Origin of the sequence: Nocardia niwae NBRC 108934 = DSM 45340, assembly GCF_001613465.1 — a bacterium.
Lineage (GTDB): Bacteria > Actinomycetota > Actinomycetes > Mycobacteriales > Mycobacteriaceae > Nocardia > Nocardia niwae.
Genome location: NZ_BDCK01000043.1, coordinates 1 through 17965 on the forward strand (window position 1 = coordinate 1; position 17965 = coordinate 17965).

General features: G+C 66.4%; 13 protein-coding genes. 12 read left to right on the forward strand and 1 reads right to left on the reverse strand.

What is annotated here, in order from left to right:
* Position 1 precedes the first annotated feature (1 nt).
* Together NNI01S_RS27560 and NNI01S_RS27565 are read left to right on the forward strand one after the other, a co-directional pair.
* Positions 2 to 814 carry an HpcH/HpaI aldolase/citrate lyase family protein gene (locus tag NNI01S_RS27560; protein ID WP_063023424.1) on the forward strand — a complete coding sequence of 271 codons (813 nt, stop codon included), beginning with the start codon at positions 2 to 4 and terminating at the stop codon, positions 812 to 814.
* A 31-nt stretch (positions 815 to 845) separates the two neighbouring features.
* Positions 846 to 2795 carry an acetoacetate--CoA ligase gene (locus tag NNI01S_RS27565; protein ID WP_063023426.1) on the forward strand — a complete coding sequence of 650 codons (1950 nt, stop codon included), beginning with the start codon at positions 846 to 848 and terminating at the stop codon, positions 2793 to 2795.
* Between the two features lie 233 nt (positions 2796 to 3028).
* Here NNI01S_RS27565 and NNI01S_RS34820 read toward each other — a convergent pair whose 3' ends face one another.
* The gene (locus NNI01S_RS34820; RefSeq protein WP_157115004.1) at positions 3029 to 3211 is read right to left on the reverse strand and encodes a hypothetical protein; all 183 of its coding nucleotides are present in this window, start codon (positions 3209 to 3211) and stop codon (positions 3029 to 3031) included.
* Between the two features lie 687 nt (positions 3212 to 3898).
* On the opposite strand from NNI01S_RS34820, the gene NNI01S_RS27570 reads away from it, so the two are divergent.
* The 10 genes from NNI01S_RS27570 (at position 3899) to NNI01S_RS27615 (ending at position 17909) form a co-directional block, all read left to right on the forward strand.
* Positions 3899 to 4273 carry an effector-associated constant component EACC1 gene (locus tag NNI01S_RS27570; RefSeq protein WP_157115005.1) on the forward strand — a complete coding sequence of 125 codons (375 nt, stop codon included), beginning with the start codon at positions 3899 to 3901 and terminating at the stop codon, positions 4271 to 4273.
* Positions 4260 to 6425 carry a caspase family protein gene (locus NNI01S_RS27575; protein ID WP_063023430.1) on the forward strand — a complete coding sequence of 722 codons (2166 nt, stop codon included), beginning with the start codon at positions 4260 to 4262 and terminating at the stop codon, positions 6423 to 6425. The genes NNI01S_RS27570 and NNI01S_RS27575 overlap by 14 nt, the downstream gene beginning before the upstream one ends.
* A 345-nt stretch (positions 6426 to 6770) precedes the next feature.
* Complete coding sequence (locus NNI01S_RS27580; RefSeq protein WP_157115006.1) at positions 6771 to 9005, forward strand: hypothetical protein; 2235 nt, start codon at positions 6771 to 6773, stop codon at positions 9003 to 9005.
* Entirely contained in the window at positions 9002 to 10264 is a 1263-nt protein-coding gene (locus tag NNI01S_RS27585; RefSeq protein WP_063023433.1) for a hypothetical protein, read from the forward strand. Before NNI01S_RS27580 ends, NNI01S_RS27585 begins: the two co-directional genes overlap by 4 nt.
* Before the next feature lie 11 nt (positions 10265 to 10275).
* On the forward strand, positions 10276 to 10887 hold the full coding sequence (locus NNI01S_RS27590) for a hypothetical protein (RefSeq protein WP_157115007.1): 612 nt from the start codon (positions 10276 to 10278) through the stop codon (positions 10885 to 10887).
* Positions 10884 to 12137, forward strand: a complete 1254-nt coding sequence (locus tag NNI01S_RS27595) for a hypothetical protein (RefSeq protein WP_063023437.1) — start codon at positions 10884 to 10886, stop codon at positions 12135 to 12137. The genes NNI01S_RS27590 and NNI01S_RS27595 overlap by 4 nt, the downstream gene beginning before the upstream one ends.
* A 456-nt stretch (positions 12138 to 12593) precedes the next feature.
* Positions 12594 to 13961: a cytochrome P450 gene (locus NNI01S_RS27600; protein ID WP_063023439.1), complete on the forward strand. Its 1368-nt coding sequence runs from the start codon at positions 12594 to 12596 to the stop codon at positions 13959 to 13961.
* Between the two features lie 258 nt (positions 13962 to 14219).
* Positions 14220 to 15461, forward strand: a complete 1242-nt coding sequence (locus NNI01S_RS27605; protein WP_063023455.1) for a TetR/AcrR family transcriptional regulator — start codon at positions 14220 to 14222, stop codon at positions 15459 to 15461.
* A gap of 149 nt (positions 15462 to 15610) precedes the next feature.
* Entirely contained in the window at positions 15611 to 16873 is a 1263-nt protein-coding gene (locus tag NNI01S_RS27610) for a TetR/AcrR family transcriptional regulator (protein ID WP_063023441.1), read from the forward strand.
* A 160-nt stretch (positions 16874 to 17033) separates the two neighbouring features.
* Entirely contained in the window at positions 17034 to 17909 is an 876-nt protein-coding gene (locus NNI01S_RS27615; RefSeq protein ID WP_063023443.1) for an aldo/keto reductase, read from the forward strand.
* Positions 17910 to 17965: the final 56 nt, after the last annotated feature.

Genomic DNA, 17965 nt, shown 5'->3' on the forward strand with positions numbered 1-17965 from the left:
TATGAGCTGGCAGATGGCGGGCCCGGCGTGGTTGTTCTGCCCGGCCGATCGCCCCGAACGTTTCGCGAAGGCCGCGGCCGCGGCCGATGTGGTGATCCTCGACCTCGAGGACGGCGTCGCCGCGCACGACAAGGCGGCGGCGCGCGAGGCGCTGCTGGATACGCCGTTGGACCCCGAGACCACGGTGGTGCGGGTCAACGCGGCGGGCACGCGGGATCACGCGCTCGATCTGGCGGCGCTGGCCGACACCGCCTACCGGCGGCTCATGCTGCCGAAATGCGAGGCGGCCGAGCAGGTCGCGGCGCTGTCGGAGCACGAGGTGATCGCGCTGATCGAGTCGCCGCTCGGCGCGCTCACGGTCGGCCAGGCGATGACGGCGCGCAACGCGATCGGCGTCATGTGGGGCGCGGAGGATCTGGTCGCCGGGCTCGGCGGCACCGCGAGCAGGCACGCCGACGGCAGCTACCGCGATGTGGCCCGGCACGTGCGCTCCACCACGCTGCTGGCCGCCAAGGCGTACGGCAAGTTCGCGCTGGACTCGGTGTATCTGAACATTCGCGACCTGGACGGGCTGCGCGCGGAGGCCGAGGACGCGGTCGCGATCGGCTTCGACGCCAAGGTCGCGATCCACCCGAGCCAGGTGCCGGTGCTGCGGGCCGCCTACGCGCCCTCGGAGGAAGAGCTCACCTGGGCCCGGCGGGTGCTGGAAGAAACGCCGAAGCACCGCGGGGTCTTCGCCTTCGAGGGCAGGATGGTCGATGGCCCCGTGTTCCGGCACGCCGAGCAGATCGTGCGGCGCGCCGACCGCGCCTGAGCACCGAGTTTCCACAGTCAGGAGGACCGCGATGCAACCGCAATGGGTGCCGACCGCAGAAGACGTCGCCCAGGCGACCATCACCGACTTCGCACGATTCGTCGCCGATCGCACCGGAGTGCGCACGGCCGACTATCACGCGCTGTGGCAATGGTCGGTCCAGGATCTTCCCGGGTTCTGGCACGCGCTGTGGGACTATTTCGAGCTCGGCGAGATCGCGGGCGAGGTGCTGGCGAGCGCCGAGATGCCGGGGGCGCAATGGTTTCCCGGCACCCGGCTGAACTACGTCGACCAGGTGATCCGGCAGCTGCGCACCGACCGGCCCGCGATCAAGGCGGTCAGCGAGGACGCGCCGATTCGCGAAGTCTCCTGGGCCGAATTGATCGACCACACCGCCGCTTTCGCGCAGACCCTGCGTGGTCTGGGCGTGCGCCCCGGTGACCGGGTGGCCGGGTATCTGCCGAATATCCCGGAGGCGGTGGTCGCGTTCCTGGCCACCGCGAGCATCGGCGCGGTCTGGAGCGCCTGCGGGCAGGACTATTCGCCCAAGGCCGCGCTGGATCGGCTCGGGCAGCTCGAACCCACCGTTCTGGTCACCGCCGACGGCTACCGCTTCGGCGGCAAAGCGCACGACAAGCGCGACGACGTCGCCGCCTTGCGCGCGGGTCTGGACACTCTGAAGGGCACGGTCGTGGTCTCCCGGCTAGGGCTCGAGGTACCGGACGCGACTTCGTGGGAGGGCGCGGTGACCAGCACCGAGTCGGCGCCCCCGGTGATCACCACGGAATCGGTGAGTTTCGACCATCCGCTGTGGATCGTGTTCTCCTCCGGCACCACCGGCCTGCCGAAGGGCATCGTGCACGGCCACGGCGGGGTGTTGCTCGAACACCTCAAAGCCGTTGCACTGCAATCTGATATCGGATCCGAAGACACCTTCTTCTGGTACACCAGCCCGAGCTGGATGATGTGGAACTTCCAGATCGCGGGCCTGCTGGCCGGGGCCACCATCGTCACCTACGACGGCAGCCCGACCGCCCCGGCTCCCGACGCGCTGTGGCGGATCGCCGCCGAGGTCGGCGCCACCGTGCTGGGGGCGAGCCCCGGCTACGTGCTGGCGTGCATCAAAGCGGGCTCGGTGCCGCGCACGGATCACGACCTGTCGGCGCTGCGCACCGTCGGCATCACCGGCTCCTCGCTGCCCACCTCCTCGGCGCTGTGGCTGGGCGAGAACGTCGGCGAGCACGTCCAGGTGTCCTCGATCAGCGGGGGCACCGACGTGGTGTCCGCGTTCGTCGGCGGCGTGCGCACCGTGCCGGTGTGGCCGGGCGAGCTCTCGGCGCCCTATCTCGGGGTGGCGCTGGACGCCTACGACCCGGCGGGGCAGCCGGTGCGCGGCGAGGTGGGCGAACTCGTCGTCACCGCCCCGATGCCGTCCATGCCGGTCTCCTTCTGGCGCGACGAGGACGGAAAGCGTTATCACGACGCCTATTTCGACGTGTACCCCGGCGTGTGGCGGCACGGCGACTGGATCACCATCACCGAGCACCACAGCGTGATCGTGCACGGACGCTCGGACTCCACGCTCAACCGGCACGGCATCCGGATGGGCAGCGCCGATATCTACCAGTCCGTCGAACGGCTCCCGGAGATCGCCGAGGCCCTGGTGATCGGCGCCGAACAGCCGGACGGGGGCTACTGGATGCCGCTGTTCGTGACGCTGGCCCCCGGCGCGGAACTCACCGACGAACTGAAGACCCGCATCAACGGCACCATCCGCACCGAGGTCTCCCCCCGCCACGTCCCCGACGAGATCATCCTCGCCCCCGGCATCCCGCACACCCGCACCGGCAAGAAGCTCGAGGTACCGATCAAGAAACTGTTCCAGGGCGCCGACCCGGCCCGCGTCGTCGAACGCAGCGCCGTGGACAACCCGGACCTGCTCGACTGGTACAGCGCGATCCGGCCCGGCGGGCGGAGCTGAGGGGCCCGAGCGGCTGCGGCGCAGCAGGTTCGCGCAGAACGCGACAGCTTATTCGAGGCTGCCCTGTGGCACGACCCAGATATGGGGTTGCCTCGTCACCGCCGCGATGTGTTCGAAATCCGCGTCGTAATGGACAGTACAGCCCCATGGAACTCGGCCACTGCGGCAGTGAGCAGATCTACGATCCCCGCGGCTCGATGGTCAGTTCGATTGTCACGCAGTGGTGTTCGGGCCTATCTCCGGTAGCCGCGCCCGCCGATGGACGCGGTGAAGACCGCCGCCCGCGCGCCACGGGCGGCGTCCAGGTTGCGCTTCTCCTGCGGGGTGAGCCGATAGCGCGCCGTGATCCGCCGTACCGCGGCGATCACGGCGCCGAGCACCGGGATGGGGTCTACCGGTGGTAAAGCCAACGCCATGACGAACTCCTTACCAGAATACGCACGGGTACAGGCGAATTCGAGTGAATACGAGCGGTGGATCGTGACCGTTCGAATGACGGGCCGCCGCTGGCTTCGTCGCGGCGGCGATTGCCATGAGGCCGGGCGTAGAGGTGCGGTGAGCGCAGCCGTTACGACGAACGTGCCCGGAGCACGGGTGGCGGCTGCCGTCTATCGATCAGCCGATTTCCTCCACCCGATAGGTGCGCTCTCGAGGTCGGCCTTGGACCAACCCCCTGGCTCCACCCCTCAGGCAGGCTCGATGCAACAACACTGTCCGCGAATGCGCGATCTCGAGATTTGCGAATTGTCATGTGCTCGGTGAAACGCTCGTCACGGAGCTTACGATGATTCTGTGACGGGACTGGTGCTCCCCGGCCGATCAGAATTGCAGAACTCAGGCTGGAAGGAGCCCGACCTTACTGTGCCATTGCGGACTGGCCCGTTGAGCGGGACCGAGCCCATGGTCGATCAGCCGATAATACGGCGATCGATGCAGGATCCGACGCTGAATCCGACATAAGTGCTCGTTGCCGAAACAGGGGACTGCCGACGAACCGTAAGCAGCAATTGGCTGTCGACCGCTTCCCGACCAGCGACTCAGCTGATCCCGGTGAAGCGGCGGATCAATAATCACGAAACCCGGGGAATCTGATGCGCGAACAGATGGAATTCACAGTCGTCGAGGTCGGTGCGGACCCTGAACGGCTGAGCTGGGACAGTGATCTGCTCCTCGCCGAACTGCGCGAACTCGACTTCGATGACATCGGCCGTCCCACCGGAGGCCCGGCTTCCGCGCGAACGCGGGCAGGTGATGTAACGGCGGTCGCTTCGATCATCGCGATCGTGTCCTCGCCTGCCGTGACACAGGCCGCGATCGAGGTCGTCAAAAGTTGGCTTACTCGACGCGACCACGGCGTCGTGCGAGTGAAGCTCGATGACGACGAGATCGAGATCCCCGTCGCTTCGACCGACGAGAAGCGCAAGCTTCTCGCCGCATTCTTAGCCCGTCATCGAGCTCCGAACCATGGCAAAACGTAGTCTGATCATCGCGAATCAGCATTACCGCGATCCCGCGTTCGCCGAATTGCCCGGCGCGGCGCACGACGCGACCGAACTCGAGTCGGTCCTAGCCGATCCGAAAATCGGCGGATTCGAGGTCGAAGTGCTGCGGGATGCTACGGCGGCCGAGTGCCGCATGGCGATCGAACGATTCTTCCGCGACGCCCACGGTGACGATCTGCTGCTTCTGCACATGTCCTGTCACGGTCAGAAGGACCTGCAGAATTGCTTGTTCATGATCGGCACGGATTCGATGAAAGCCTATATCGCGTCGACGGGCATCGACTCGGCCTTCATCAACGATCAGATTGAGAGTAGTCGTTCGAACAAGACGGTGCTGCTGCTCGACTGCTGCTATAGCGGCGCATACTTCCATCGCAGGCGCCCAAGGTCCGCACCGGACTCCGTCGACGTCACGGAACCTTTCTTCGGGCAGGGCCGTGTAGTCATCACCGCCTCGACGTCGCTGCAGTTCAGTCACGAATCGGAAGCCAGCAGCCGCGTCACCAACGAACCGTCGGTGTTCACCAGTGCCGTCGTGCACGGATTACGCACTGGCGCAGCCGATCTCAACGGTGATGGCTTGATAAGCATCGATGAGCTCTACACCTACGTACACGATTCGGTGAAACGCCGCACCCCGCACCAGACGCCGACTCGCAGCGTGTCCAGGGTGCAGGGCCCGCTGTTCATCGCCAAGAACGTGGCCGGTCGACCATCGGATGAAACCACTCCCATAGCACCGCCCGAGCCGGAGCCGGAGCCGGGGTGGAAGAGTTTGTGGAGCCCTTCCAACATCGGGATGGCGCTGCTCGTTGCCGGCGTGACGGCGACGTATCTGCTCTGGCCGGACTCCGGCCCCGAGCCTGTCGAACGAACCCTCGAGATCGCCGAGCCGGGCGACACGGCCGAGCTGACCTTTGAAGGACGAGCCGGTCAAAAGGTATTCGTCGACGTCACCTCGTCGACTTTTCCGTCGCAGTGCGGGCTTCCCGTCTTGCGAGATCCGACCGGAAATCAGATCGCCAACGGCTGCACGTCCAGTAACGGCACAGGTTACATAGACGGCACAGCGCTGCGAGCGGACGGTCGATACACCGTCTTACTGGACCCTGCGAACAATGCCACCGGAAAAGCCACCGCACGTGTTATCGATGTGACCGACCAGGACGCGGAGATCGCCCTGGACGGATCACCGATAACCGCCGCCATCGAGGCGCCCGGCGCGGTAAGCAAACTTCGATTCACCGCCGCTGCCGGTCAAAAAGTATTCGTCAAGGTCAGTTCCTCGACCCTGCCTGCACTGTGCGGGGTCCTCGAATTGCGGGACCCGTCCGACAAGGAGATCGCCAACGGGTGCACCTACAACGATGGCACCGGGTATATCGACACCGCACGGCTTACATCGCCCGGGGAATACACGATCGTGGTGGATCCAGACGCCAACGCAACCGGCAAGGCCCAGGTGCAGCTTTTCAACGTCGTAGACCAAGAGAAGAGGATTACTCCGAACGGGCCGCACGTCACCTCGTCCATCGAACAGCCCGGCGCGGTCAGCAAGCTGCGGTTCACCGGCACCGCCGGTCAGCGGGTGTCCGTAGTGGTCGACTCCTCGACATTGCCCGCCCAATGCGGAGTCCTCGAGCTGCGGGATCGAGCCGGCAAAGAACTCGACAGCGAGTGCATTGATCAGAACGGCGCCGGCTTCATCAAGAATACGATCCTGCCGGCGGCGGGGGAGTACACGATCGTGGTGGATCCAGGCGACTACGCGACCGGTACGTCCCAGGTGCGGCTTTTCGACGTTGTCGACCAGGACACGACAATCGCCCCGGACGGGCCACCGGTTACCTCCTCCATCGAACAGCCCGGTGCCATCAGCAAGCTCCGGTTCACCGGCACCGCCGGTCAGCAGGTGTCCATAGTGGTCAGCACCTCGACACTGCCTGCAGAGTGTGGAGTTCTCAAATTATGGGATCGAGCAGGCAAGGAGCTCTACAGCGAGTGCATCGAGAAGGATGGCACAGGGCGCATCACTACGACATTGCCCAACGCTGACGAGTACACAATCACAGTCGACCCGTCCGGGACCGTGACCGGCGACTCCCAAGTGCGGCTGTATACCGGCTGAGCCCACGGGCCTCTCGGGCCCGAGCAGTGACGGCGCGGTGACGCGTAATTGACGGCGGGTGTGGACGATGGGCTCGCGACGACGACTTGCTCTGCGAGGCCCTGCGCAGAGACCGCACCGAATCCCGAGGGAAAAGCCATGACCGCTACGTCCGCAGAAATGGAGGCCTATGCTCCGGCCTCCCCGTTCGCCGAGACTTTTCAGCTGGTGTCCGATGGTGAGAGTCCAGGTTTCGGCTCGGAGACATTGCCTCCGGTAACCGAGATGGAATCGCCATTCCGATCGGAATACGAGCGGGAGACCGGCCCGAATGAGGCGAGTCCAGAGCGTGCAGCGTACGAGACGATGGTCTCGAGCTTGTACGAGATGGAATTCGGCGAAGCGCTGTACGAATTGGCGGCAGACGCAGCCGCAACGCTCGGCGAACAGTCCGAAGAGGTTCAGGCCCGCGACGGCGAGCAATTCCTCGAACACTATATGACCCCGCTCGTCACCGAAGCCGAGGCCATGCTCGATCGTTACGCCGAGCAGTACATGCAGCACGACATCACCACCAGCTCCGAGGACGAGCTCGACCGGCTGTTCGAGTCCATCCAGCCGAGTTTCGAGCACATGTCGCCGGCGTTCGAGAACTTCCTCGGCAAATTGTGGAAGAAGGCCAAGGCGGTCGCCCGCGGCGCGGTGCGACTGGCGAAGAAGGGCATCGCCGCGGTCGGCAAGATCATCCCGCTCGGTTGGATCTTCGGCAAGCTGAAGAAGCTCATCCGGCCGCTGCTGAAGCGGGTGCTCAAACTCGCGCTCGGGCGGCTTCCGGTCGCCTTGCGGCCAGCGGCACGCAAGCTTGCCGGCCGGCTGTTCCGTGAGCAGGAACAGTGGGCAGGCGAAACCGAGTCGTTCAGCGGTTTCGAGGAAGTCGAAACCGAAGCCATCGCCGAGGCGCTCGCGCACCCGGATCCCGACACCATTCAACGTGAATTCGACGCGACGGTAGCCAGTCTGTTCTTCACCGAACAGGAGAGCGAGCAAGAATCGATCCAGGCCGAAGCGACCGAGCAGGCCGAGGAGGAAGCCGAAGACCGGCTGGCCGACCTCGATTCCGCCCGCGAGCAGTTCATCCGCGACGTCACCCAGGCCCCTTCCGGCGGCGACGTCACCGAAGCGATGGAGAACTTCGTCCCGGCGATCATGGGCGCACTCAAGCTCGGCATCAACATCATCGGCCGGAAAAAGGTGGTCGGCTTCCTCGCCAAGTACCTCGGCAGGCTCGTACGGCCCTACGTGGGAGCGGATGTCGCGAAGCCCCTGTCGAAGGCCATCGTGTCCACCGGGATGAGTCTGGTGGGACTGGAGGTCCCGGCGGAGCAGAACAGGCTCGCCGGCGAGGCCGTGGCCGGCGCGGTCGAAGGGACCATCCGCCGAGTGGCGGAGCAAGGTCAGGAGGTTTTCGAAGATCAACGTCTGCTCGAGGCAGCCGTGCAGGAAGCCTTCACCGAGGCCGCCGCGGAATCGTTCCCCCCGGACATGATTCGCGAGGAATACCAGGAGGTGACCGCGAAAGCGGCTGCCCGCGGCACCTGGGTACTGCGCCCGGCCACCGGCAGGCGACGGTACAAGCGGTATACCCGCGTGCTCGATGTCACGGTGAGCCGGCCGACGGCCCGGATGGTCACCGGATTCGGGGCAGTACCACTCGCGGCGATCTTGCAGGCGCGCCTCGGGGTCGCAGCACCGCTGACCTGCAAGGCGTACCTGTACGAAGCGATCGTCGGAACCAATCTGTCCACGATCGCCCGGCTCGAACGCGACGTACCCGGTCTCGGGCCGAACGCCTCCCTCGGCTGGAAGTTGTTCCTGCCTTTGACCAGGCAGACGGCCGCCGCCCTGTTCGGTGAACCCGGACTGGGCCGGGATGTGGCGAACCACTTCCTGATGTCACCTCACCGGATCGCGGTGGGTCAGCGGTTCGTGATTCTCGTTCCGGAAGGCGGTCGGCGCATCCCACCGGATGCCCGCACCGTCACGCCACGGCGGCCGGTCGGGCGCACCAGCCAGGTCAACCTGACGTTGAACATCCCCGCATCGCAGGCGCAGATCTACATCCACCTCAATGAGACCGACACCCAAGCGGTGGCCGCGTCGATGCGCCGCGGCGAATCGGTGACCCCGGTGCTCGTGCTGCTCGAGAGCATTTACGTCGCCTCGCTGCGAAGCATGTTCTCCGGCAATGTCACTCGGCATGTCAAAGTCGTGCACGAGACGGCTGCGGGCGAACAGTTCGCAGGTAGGGCACTGTCCCTGGTAGGTCTGCAACTGCTCATGAAGATCGGCGCCAAGATCATCGACTGGATCGGTGTGGCGCTGTCGGAGTACTTCACCCGGCAACGCCAGGATTTCCTCACGGCGGCGGACAAACCGGTCAACGGAGTGACCATCATCGTCACCGCACGGCACCATTCGATGATGCAGGTGCTGGACAAGGCCCTGCGCGGCGACGGGGTCGGCGCCGCGATCGCCTTGACCAAGGCGCTGCTGCTGCGCGCCGAGATCGGCGTGCGCACCGTCGCGGGGTTCCAGTCATGATCGATGAGACCGCGGCGTTGCGCTTCGAGCTTTCCGGAGAGGCGGCGCACTGGCAGACCGCGACTGTGGGCTTGGCCGACCTGGACAACTTCGCCGCCCCGGACGCTTGGCGCGCGTTGGAAACCTATCTGGGGCTGGCGGTCCGGCGGCACTTGAGCGAACTGGTCACCAGCGCCCGGCTCGAACTCGACGCGATGCAAGCCGACATCCGCGCCGCGCTCACCCTCACCGATCTGCGCCGCTGTCAGCAACGAGTGCACCGATTCCGCCGCCGATACCTGCAGGCCGAGACGGTTCTCACTTTCTACGGGAACGCCGTCAGATCCAGAACCACCGCCCGGCTGGGCGAATTGCTGCGGGCCTGCGACTATCTGGCCGTCGAGAGCATGCGGGTCCCGCTGCGACCGATGCGGGTGACCCCGCCGCCCGCCTTGGTCTACCTCGACAGCGGTCTGGGCGCCTCCATCCTGCGGGCCGGATGGCGAGCGTGGGACGGTAGCTCGCCCTCCCCTGCCGCCGCGATCAAGCTCACTCGCTTCAACCTGCTGCGACCCACCTCGATGCTGCACGAGGCCGGACATCAGGTGGCGCATCTGACCGGTTGGAACGATGAGCTGACCACCGTATTGCGCCGGGGAATCCCGGATTCGCTGGTGGCGGACGTCTGGGCAGGGTGGGCGACCGAGCTGGGACCGGATCTGCTGGCATTCGCCCACGCCGGTTACGGTGCGGTCGCCGCCCTGCACGATGTGGTCAACGATGCGCGCCAGGTGTTCGCCTGTCCGATGGGCGACCCGCATCCGGTTGCCTACCTTCGGGTGCTGGCGGGAGTTCAGATGTGTCAGCGGTTCTATGGCGTCGGTCCATGGGACACGCTCCGGCAAGCCTGGCAGGCCGTCTATCCCATCGCTTCGGCGCCCCCCGAGCTACAGCCGCTACTCGTCCGCAGTGTCGAACAACTCCCCCGAATCGTCGACCTCGGATTGCGTACGCCGATGCGGGCTTTCGGTGGCGCGGCCCTGGCCGAGATCGTCGACCCGACCCGGGTGAGCCCCACCGCTCTCACCGAGTTGCAGCGGGCCGCCGGCGGTGCGCTCACCACCTCCAGCCACTACCTGCAAGCGGAGGGGCTACGGCTGCTGGCGCACGCGGCGTACAGCGTCGCGGTCCGTCCGGAGACCGCAGCGCAGACCGCAGAAGATTTCGAGACATGGATGCGCCGCCTCGGGACGGTTGCCTCCGTGTCCGCCGCAGCTTGAAAGGGAGACCGATGGTTGGCACGAAATTTTCCAAAGATGATGCAGAGCCCAACCAAAACGCACTGTATGCCCTACTCGAACAGCTGGTGCAGGACCTCGACAACCGGCACAACAAGCAATTCGAGGAGTACCGGAAGTTGACGGAAAAAATCACCGGTCGACTCAACGGGGCTGATGCGGAGGGGAACCAGCGCGGATTGCGCGACGAAGAACTACAGCGTTCGCGAGCCTATGCTCTGCATCGCAGTCAACTAGCCGGGCCAGTCGACGATAACTTCGTCGGCCCGGCCCGGATCGTGAGGATCGTTCCCGAGTCGGTCAAGCGGGGCGCCAGCATAGAAATTCACATGCGCGACGCCGCACCGCTGGATCGGGTGGGTTTCGTCGATACCGCAGGCGGTGAGGCCCCCGCGACTCCGGTCGCACTGGCCGAGGCTGGTTCCGGCCCGGACCAGCGCTACACCGTCGTAGTTCCCAAAAACGCAGAGACGGGTCCCGTCACGGTCAGGACCAATACCGACGAATCCTTGACCACGAGTTGGGAATTGACCATCACCGACGAAGACCCGCCCACACCTGTTCCGTACACAGTGCTCGTCGCGTACACAGAAGGTTCGTTATGATCCGCCAACTGGCCAATTGGTTCGCCGAAGACCTGACCAACAGGAAATTCAGCGAGCTCGATATTCCCCGGCTGGCCACCGAGGAAGTCTTCAAGCTGCACCCGGAGCAACTGCTGCGCTTTTTCGAAGAGAGTTGGGCCTATGGCAAATCCGGCAGACCAGTTTTCCAACTTCCCTCCGGTCTCTTGTACGGCGCAATCCCCGGCCTCGAATCCGGGATACGTGACCTATTACCCGGTATCACCAAAACATTCTTCGGACCGATCCAGATCACCCGCGGACCGGCGACAGATTCCGGCACCGGCGGTCGATGGGACCACCTGATCTACGCTTACCTGATCGAAAACACCCGGCTGATTGATATCTTCCGGCGAGTGGTCACCGAGTATCTTCAAGGCGAACGTCTCGAAGTGCCTTCATCGCTGACACATCTGTGGCTTCGTACCACCGAGTCCCTGTTCTTCCGGGATCTGCCATCGAGCAGCATCGCTGCGATCACCAGCCGTATCCGTCCGGACCCGGAGGCGACTCGCCGCAATGCGTACTACCGCATGTTCGGGGTCGATCTGAATCATGGCACGGACGGCGCCTCCAGCTATCCGTACCACCGACCGACCGCGTCGAACACCGGATTCATCGAAATTTTCGAAGACTTTCTGCGCGAGGTGTGGTTGGCATCGGAGAACTACAAGAACACCAGTGGCATCAATACCAAGGACGACGCGGCGATCGCGACCTCCGCGCGGGACATGCAGGACATGCTGACCACCCGGCGAAGGCTCGGCAACCTCGCCAGAGAAGAGTTCGCCATCGTCTCGATGCTGTCCTGGTTCCACCTGACCGTCGAGAGCGACAACTGCGTTGTGACCGATCTGAAGGCCAATGCAGGCAGCCCCGAGGAACGACTCCGCAAGATCGGAGAGCGAGTGGGGCTCGCGCCCCACACCAAATCCGAAAGCTTCTTCCGCCTCGCACCGGCGATGTCGACGCTGCTCAGCAGGATCGAGCTGGGTGACTTCAACACATCCAGCACCGTCAGCGTGCTCTACGCGGATCCCGAAACGGGGCCGCCGAACATTGTGCGCACGGAGATGCTCGACATCATCAACCAGTGGTCGACCGCCACCGGGCGGGACATGAAGGCCCGCCGGACCACGGTCACGCCGCGCACCAACGTCCCGGCTGCTCGGCCGAAGGCGTCTCCGCCGCGGGCGCCCGTCGCCACCGGCGACGGTTCCCGCACCGGCTGAGTCCACGGTTCACCACCGAAAACTCCCATGGGGAGACACCCACGGGCCGGTACCGAACGACCGATCTCCCGCCGCGCGGCAAAGACGGAACATCGGCCGGTTTTCCTGCCGGACTTCTCGGTACCGATCCGGTGCCCCCTTCGAGGCTGCTCGTGGCCGATTCCGAACATGCCGTGAACGCCGTCCGCCGTGGGCTCGACAACACTGTGCACGGGGGTCGAAGCCCTTTCAAACGCTGCCGATTCGGGGACAGCAGGGTACGCATCACGCGGAGCGCCGATACTCCACCGGACTCGATACAAGCTTTTCGGCTCCATAGATATCCGTGCCCTCGCGCTGACGAAGTGCCGGATGCGTTCGGGTTCCGGATTCGGCCCCCGCCACCATCGGACCGATGTCCGGGTTTCTCCTAGGGTGGAGACGACAGTCGGTCGGCATCCGTGTGGAGGTGGCATCGTGGCCGCACAGGACGTTCGAGAACGCGCTGGGTCCGCGGGATTCCCGCCCGGGCCCGTGCTGCCGCCGCTCGTGCAGAGCGCGCTGTTCCAGCGGGACCGGGCCCGCTTCCTCACCGCGATGGCGCGCCGTTACGGTGACGTCTTCACCTTGCGGATCCCGCCGTTCGCCGACCGCGTCGTGGTGTTCTGCCGCCCCGAGCACATCAAGGAGATCTTCGCGGGCGACCCGCGCGACCTGCACGCAGGCGAGGGCAACCAGATCCTCGGGTCGATCATGGGTCCGCACTCGCTGCTGCTGACCGACGAGGCCGAGCACGCGCGGGCGCGCAGACTGCTCATGCCCGCGTTCAACGGCGCCGCGCTGCGCGGCTACCGGGCGCTGATCACCGACATCGCGGCGGCGGAGGCGAGCAGCTGGACGGCCGGCTCCACCATGCGCATGCTGGACCGGATGAACGCGCTCACCCTCGAGGTGATCACGCGGGTGGTCTTCGGCGTCACCGACGAGCGGACCAGGGCCGAGCTGAATCCGCGCCTGAGCCGGATCGTCCACCTGAACCCGCTGGTCTTCCTCGGCTTGAAGAGCGACCGCCTGCGTGGCATCGGCCCGTGGAAGAGGTTCGCGGAGAATCTGTCGGCGGTCGACGCCTTGCTCTACGCGGAGATCGCCGCACGGCGGCGCGCGAGCGATCTGGCCGAACGCACCGATGTGCTGTCGCGCCTGCTCCAGGTGGGCGCGAGCGACGACGACGCACCGCTGACCGACGCGGAACTGCGCGACCAGCTCATCACTTTGCTGCTGGCCGGGCACGAGACCACCGCATCGGCGCTGTCCTGGGCGCTCTGCGAACTCGCCGCCGACCCCGGAATCCAGGGGCCGGCGGTGGAGGCGGCGCGTACGGGCGATGAGAAGTACCTCGACGCGGTGCTCAAAGAAGCGATGCGATTGCACACCGTCATCTCCGGCACCAATCGAAAACTGACCAGGGACATGACGATCGGCGGACGGCGGCTGCCCGCGGGCACCGTGGTCGCCACCTCCATCGTGCTCGCCCACCGGCGTACCGAGGCCTACCCCGACGTCACCGTGTTCCGCCCCGCCCGCTTCCTCGACGGCGAAGTGGCGCCCAACACCTGGCTGCCGTTCGGCGGCGGCGTGCGGCGGTGCATCGGCGCGGGATTCTCGCTGCTGGAGGGCGCCGTCGTGCTGCGGGAAATCCTCCTGCGGCACGCCCTTTCACTCCCGGTCGGCGGCAAGCCGGAGCGCGGCAAGATCCGCAACATCACCACGGTCCCGCGCGGCGGGGCCCAGGTGGTGATCCATCCACGCGATGCGCGGATATGTGAACAATCATTCTTTGACTGATCTGCTCTTGTACTGGCGGTATATTCGTGTAAGTTTGTCCGTGTTCGGCAATCAGTCCCGGCCCGGCGTTCCCTGTGCCCCCGCTCGGGCCGAGTCCGATTGCCGACTTCCGGACGCACCGGCGCGCATGTACCGCCTTCTCGCATGCCGACGCACACCGGAGAACAGGTACGGCTCCCGGGGGTCGCTCATCCCCGGGAGCCGTATCCCGTGACGCGGCCATCCCGGCCATACGGCCAGGTCGTTACGATGTTCGTCATGAGTGTCGACAATCGCCGTACGGCGCGGAAGGCGAGCAGCGGCGACTCGGCACCTCGCGAGATCCGGCGCAGACCGAAGAACCGCCGTGCCCAGATCGCCGCGGCGTCGGCGGCCGCGTTCGGCGCGCTCGGCTACCACGGCGTGAGCATGGACGACATCGCTTCGGGGCTCGGCATCAGCTCCGCGGCGCTGTACCGCCACTACCCGAGCAAATACGCGCTGTTCCGAGAGGAACTGCTGCGCGTCGGCCAGGCGATGACCGAATCGGTCGAGCTGCCCGAGGAGGCGTCCGGCTGGTCCGCCGAGCAGCGGCTCCGGCACGTGCTCGACGCGCTGATCGCGGTCACCATCGATAACCGCCCCACCGTCACGCTGGTGCGCTGGGAGGTCAGGTACCTCGAACCCGACGACCAGATCACGCTCAACGATCAGCAGGCCACGGTGCTCGGCGCGCTGGGCGGTCAGCTGTCGGCGCTGCGCCCGGACCTCGCCGAGGACGACGTGCGCGTGCTGCGCGCCGCCCTGCTCAGCACGATCACCAGCATCGCCGACCACCACGCGGCCTTGCCGGTGAAACCTCTTGCACGACTGCTGCATTCGGCCTGCTGGGCGATCGCGCACGCGAAGTTGCCCGCCACCCGCGCGGTCGAGCCGGTCGCGGTGGTGGAGATCCCGGACTCGTTCAAACACGAACTGCTGCTGCGCAAAGCGGTCGAACTGTTCCACGAGCGGGGCTACCCGAACGTCAGCGTGGAGGACATCGCCACCGCCGCAGGGCTTTCGGCCGCCTCGGCGGTGTACCGGTTCTACCGCGGCAAGAGCGACATCCTGGCCGCCGCGTTCCGCCGGGCCGCCGAACGAGTCTCCGGCGCGGTCGGCCCGGCCGTGGCGGCGGCCACCGATTCCGAGGACGCGCTCACCGCGTTGATCACGCAGTATGTGGCGGGATCGTTCGCCGAACGCGCCCTCACCTTCGTGTACTACACGGAATTCCAGCATGTGCCGACCGAGGAGCGCACGGTGCTGCGCAATATCCAGCGGCTCAGCGTCGAAGAGTGGGCCCGGCTGTTGCGCGAGGTGCGCCCGGAACTCGCTCCGGCGGAGGCGCGCATTCTCGTCCACGCGGCCTTCGCGGTGGTCGTCGACCTGGGCCGCGCCTTCGGCAACGAGCCGCTGGCCGCCCAGGACCGGGTGCGCCTGCTCATGCAGCTGGTGCTCTTCGGCCGACCCGCGCGATAGGCACGTATGTTATCGGCAATTCTGAATACGGCGTGTTCATAGTGCGACATTGAAGCGTGATCGCAAGTTATTTGTGATCTAACGTTCACTTGTTCCCCAGACAGGGCGGCCTGGGTGTACCAAACGTTAGGTTGGGCTACCATCGCGGCATGGGTGCCCAGGATCGCCACGCTGCGGACAAGGCGGCCGACGGGACACCGGCACGGGTGATCCGGCGCCGACCGCGCGACCGTCGCGCCCAGATCGCGGCCGCGTCGGCCGAGGCGTTCGGCGCGCTGGGCTACCACGGCGTCAGCATGGACGACATCGCCTCCCGGCTCGACATCAGCTCAGCGGCGCTGTACCGCCACTACCCGAGCAAATACGCGCTGTTCCGCGAGGAGGTGCTGCGGCTGGGCACCGTCAGCCGGGAAGCGGCCCGGCTGCCCGACGCCACCGGCCTGCCCGCCGGGCAGCGGCTCGCGCGCGTGCTCGACGCCCTGATCGGAGCCGCCATCGCCAACCGGCGCAGCGCCGCGCTGCTGCGCTGGCAGCGCCGCTACCTGGAGGAGCAGGACGCGGCCACCCTGGCCGAACAACTCGCGGGCGTGAACGCGACGCTCACCTCGCTGCTCGGCGAGACCCGGCCCGCGCTGTCGAAGGCCGACCGCGCCGTGCTCGCCGCGGCGGAGCTGAGCGTGCTCAGCAGCATCGGCGATCACCACGTGTCGATCCCGGTGCGGGCGCTCACCGCGCGGCTGACCGCAGCCTGTCACGCGCTCGCCGCGTGCGAGCTGCCGCCGGGCAGCGCGGAGACCGAGAGTTTCGCCGCGACCGAGATCCCGCTGACCTTCAAACACGAACTGCTGCTGACGCGCGCGGTCGAACTGTTCCACCAGCGCGGCTATCCGAACGTGAGCGTGGAGGACATCGCGACCGCCGCCGGGCTGCCCGCCTCCTCGGCGGTGTACCGCTTCTACCGCGGCAAGGGCGACATCCTCACGGCTGCGTTCCGCCGGGCAGCCGACCGGGTGTCGGCCGCCATCGGGCCCGCCGTGACCGCCGCCGAGACGCCCGAACAAGCGCTCGACACCCTCATCGAGTTGTACGTGGCGGGTTCGTTCGCCGAGCGCGAGCTCACCTTCGTCTACTACGCCGAGATCAGCAACGTGCCGCCGGAGGAGCGCACGGTGCTGCGCAACATTCAGCGCCTCAACGTCGAGGAATGGGCCAAACTGCTGATGGGTGTACGGCCCGGGCTGTCCGCCGCCGAAGCGCGCCTGCTCGTGCACGCCGCATTCGCACTGGTCGTCGACCTGGGCGAGCGTTTCGGCTCCACCGACCCGGCGTGCTCCCCCCGCCGCGTGATCCGCCTCATGCAAACAATCCTCTTCGACCGCCCCGCGGAGCTGACGCGCACGAGTGGCACATGATCGCGGCTGATCGCGGGTAGACCTCTCGGTGGTGTGCCACTCGTGGGTCCGGGAATCGGGCTCGCGACAGCGCTGTTGCGGCAGGGAGAGTGCGCGCACGGACAGGTGCGGCGCTCAGGGATTGATCGCGCAGTTTTCCGGCTTCGGAAGGAAGATCCTCATGAGCACAGATCTCGACGCGCAGCCCGCGGCGGCGTCCGGAACCTTCGCCCTCGGCGGAGATCTTCCGGTGCATCGGCTCGGGTACGGCGCGATGCAGCTGACTGGCCCCGGCGTGTGGGGCGACCCCAAGGACCCGGACGAGGCGGTGCGCGTGCTGCGTCGCGCCGTCGAACTCGGCGTCGACTTCATCGACACCGCCGATTCCTACGGACCCTTCGTCAGCGAGACGCTGATCCGCAAGGCCCTGCACCCCTACCCCGAGGGTCTGGTGATCGCCACCAAGGCCGGGCTGACGCGGCAGGGCCCCAACGAGTGGCGTCCGGTCGCCCGGCCCGAATACCTGCGCCAGCAAGCCGAACTAAGCCTGCGTCACCTCGGTGTCGACCGGATCGACCTGTACCAGCTGCACCGCATAGACCCCGAGGTGCCGCTGGCCGACCAGCTCGGCGAGCTCGTGGCGCTCCAGCAGGAAGGCAAGATCCGGCACATCGGCGTCTCGCAGGTGACCGTCGAGCAACTGCGCGAGGCGCGCGAACTCGCCACCATCGTCTCGGTGCAGAACCTGTACAACCTGGCCAACCGCGCCGACGAGGACGTTCTGAACTACGCCGAGCAGGAGAACATCGGCTTCATCCCGTGGTTCCCCATCGCCACGGGCGAACTCGCCGCCCCCGGCGGTCCGCTGGCGGCCATCTCCGCCGAACACGGCGCCACCCCCGCCCAACTCGCCCTGGCCTGGCTGCTGCGCCGCTCTCCGGTGATCCTGCCGATCCCGGGCACCTCCACCGTCGCGCACGTCGAGGAGAACATCGCCGCCGCCCGAATCACCCTGACCGACAGCGAATTCGACGCACTCTCGGCCGCCACGGCCTAACCCGCATCGACGCGCGAGTGGCACACCAGCGCGAGTTCTACTCGCGATTCGCCGCA

Excerpts from the sequence above, each read along its gene's own strand:
- NNI01S_RS27570 (WP_157115005.1), top strand. The coding sequence starts at position 3,899 with ATGGAATTCACAGTCGTCGAGGTCGGTGCGGACCCTGAACGGCTGAGC.
- NNI01S_RS27580 (WP_157115006.1), top strand. The coding sequence starts at position 6,771 with ATGGTCTCGAGCTTGTACGAGATGGAATTCGGCGAAGCGCTGTACGAA.
- NNI01S_RS27565 (WP_063023426.1), top strand. The coding sequence starts at position 846 with ATGCAACCGCAATGGGTGCCGACCGCAGAAGACGTCGCCCAGGCGACC.
- NNI01S_RS34820 (WP_157115004.1), bottom strand. The coding sequence starts at position 3,211 with ATGGCGTTGGCTTTACCACCGGTAGACCCCATCCCGGTGCTCGGCGCC.
- NNI01S_RS27590 (WP_157115007.1), top strand. The coding sequence starts at position 10,276 with ATGGTTGGCACGAAATTTTCCAAAGATGATGCAGAGCCCAACCAAAAC.
- NNI01S_RS27605 (WP_063023455.1), top strand. The coding sequence starts at position 14,220 with ATGAGTGTCGACAATCGCCGTACGGCGCGGAAGGCGAGCAGCGGCGAC.
- NNI01S_RS27595 (WP_063023437.1), top strand. The coding sequence starts at position 10,884 with ATGATCCGCCAACTGGCCAATTGGTTCGCCGAAGACCTGACCAACAGG.
- NNI01S_RS27575 (WP_063023430.1), top strand. The coding sequence starts at position 4,260 with ATGGCAAAACGTAGTCTGATCATCGCGAATCAGCATTACCGCGATCCC.
- NNI01S_RS27585 (WP_063023433.1), top strand. The coding sequence starts at position 9,002 with ATGATCGATGAGACCGCGGCGTTGCGCTTCGAGCTTTCCGGAGAGGCG.
- NNI01S_RS27615 (WP_063023443.1), top strand. The coding sequence starts at position 17,034 with ATGAGCACAGATCTCGACGCGCAGCCCGCGGCGGCGTCCGGAACCTTC.
- NNI01S_RS27610 (WP_063023441.1), top strand. The coding sequence starts at position 15,611 with ATGGGTGCCCAGGATCGCCACGCTGCGGACAAGGCGGCCGACGGGACA.
- NNI01S_RS27560 (WP_063023424.1), top strand. The coding sequence starts at position 2 with ATGAGCTGGCAGATGGCGGGCCCGGCGTGGTTGTTCTGCCCGGCCGAT.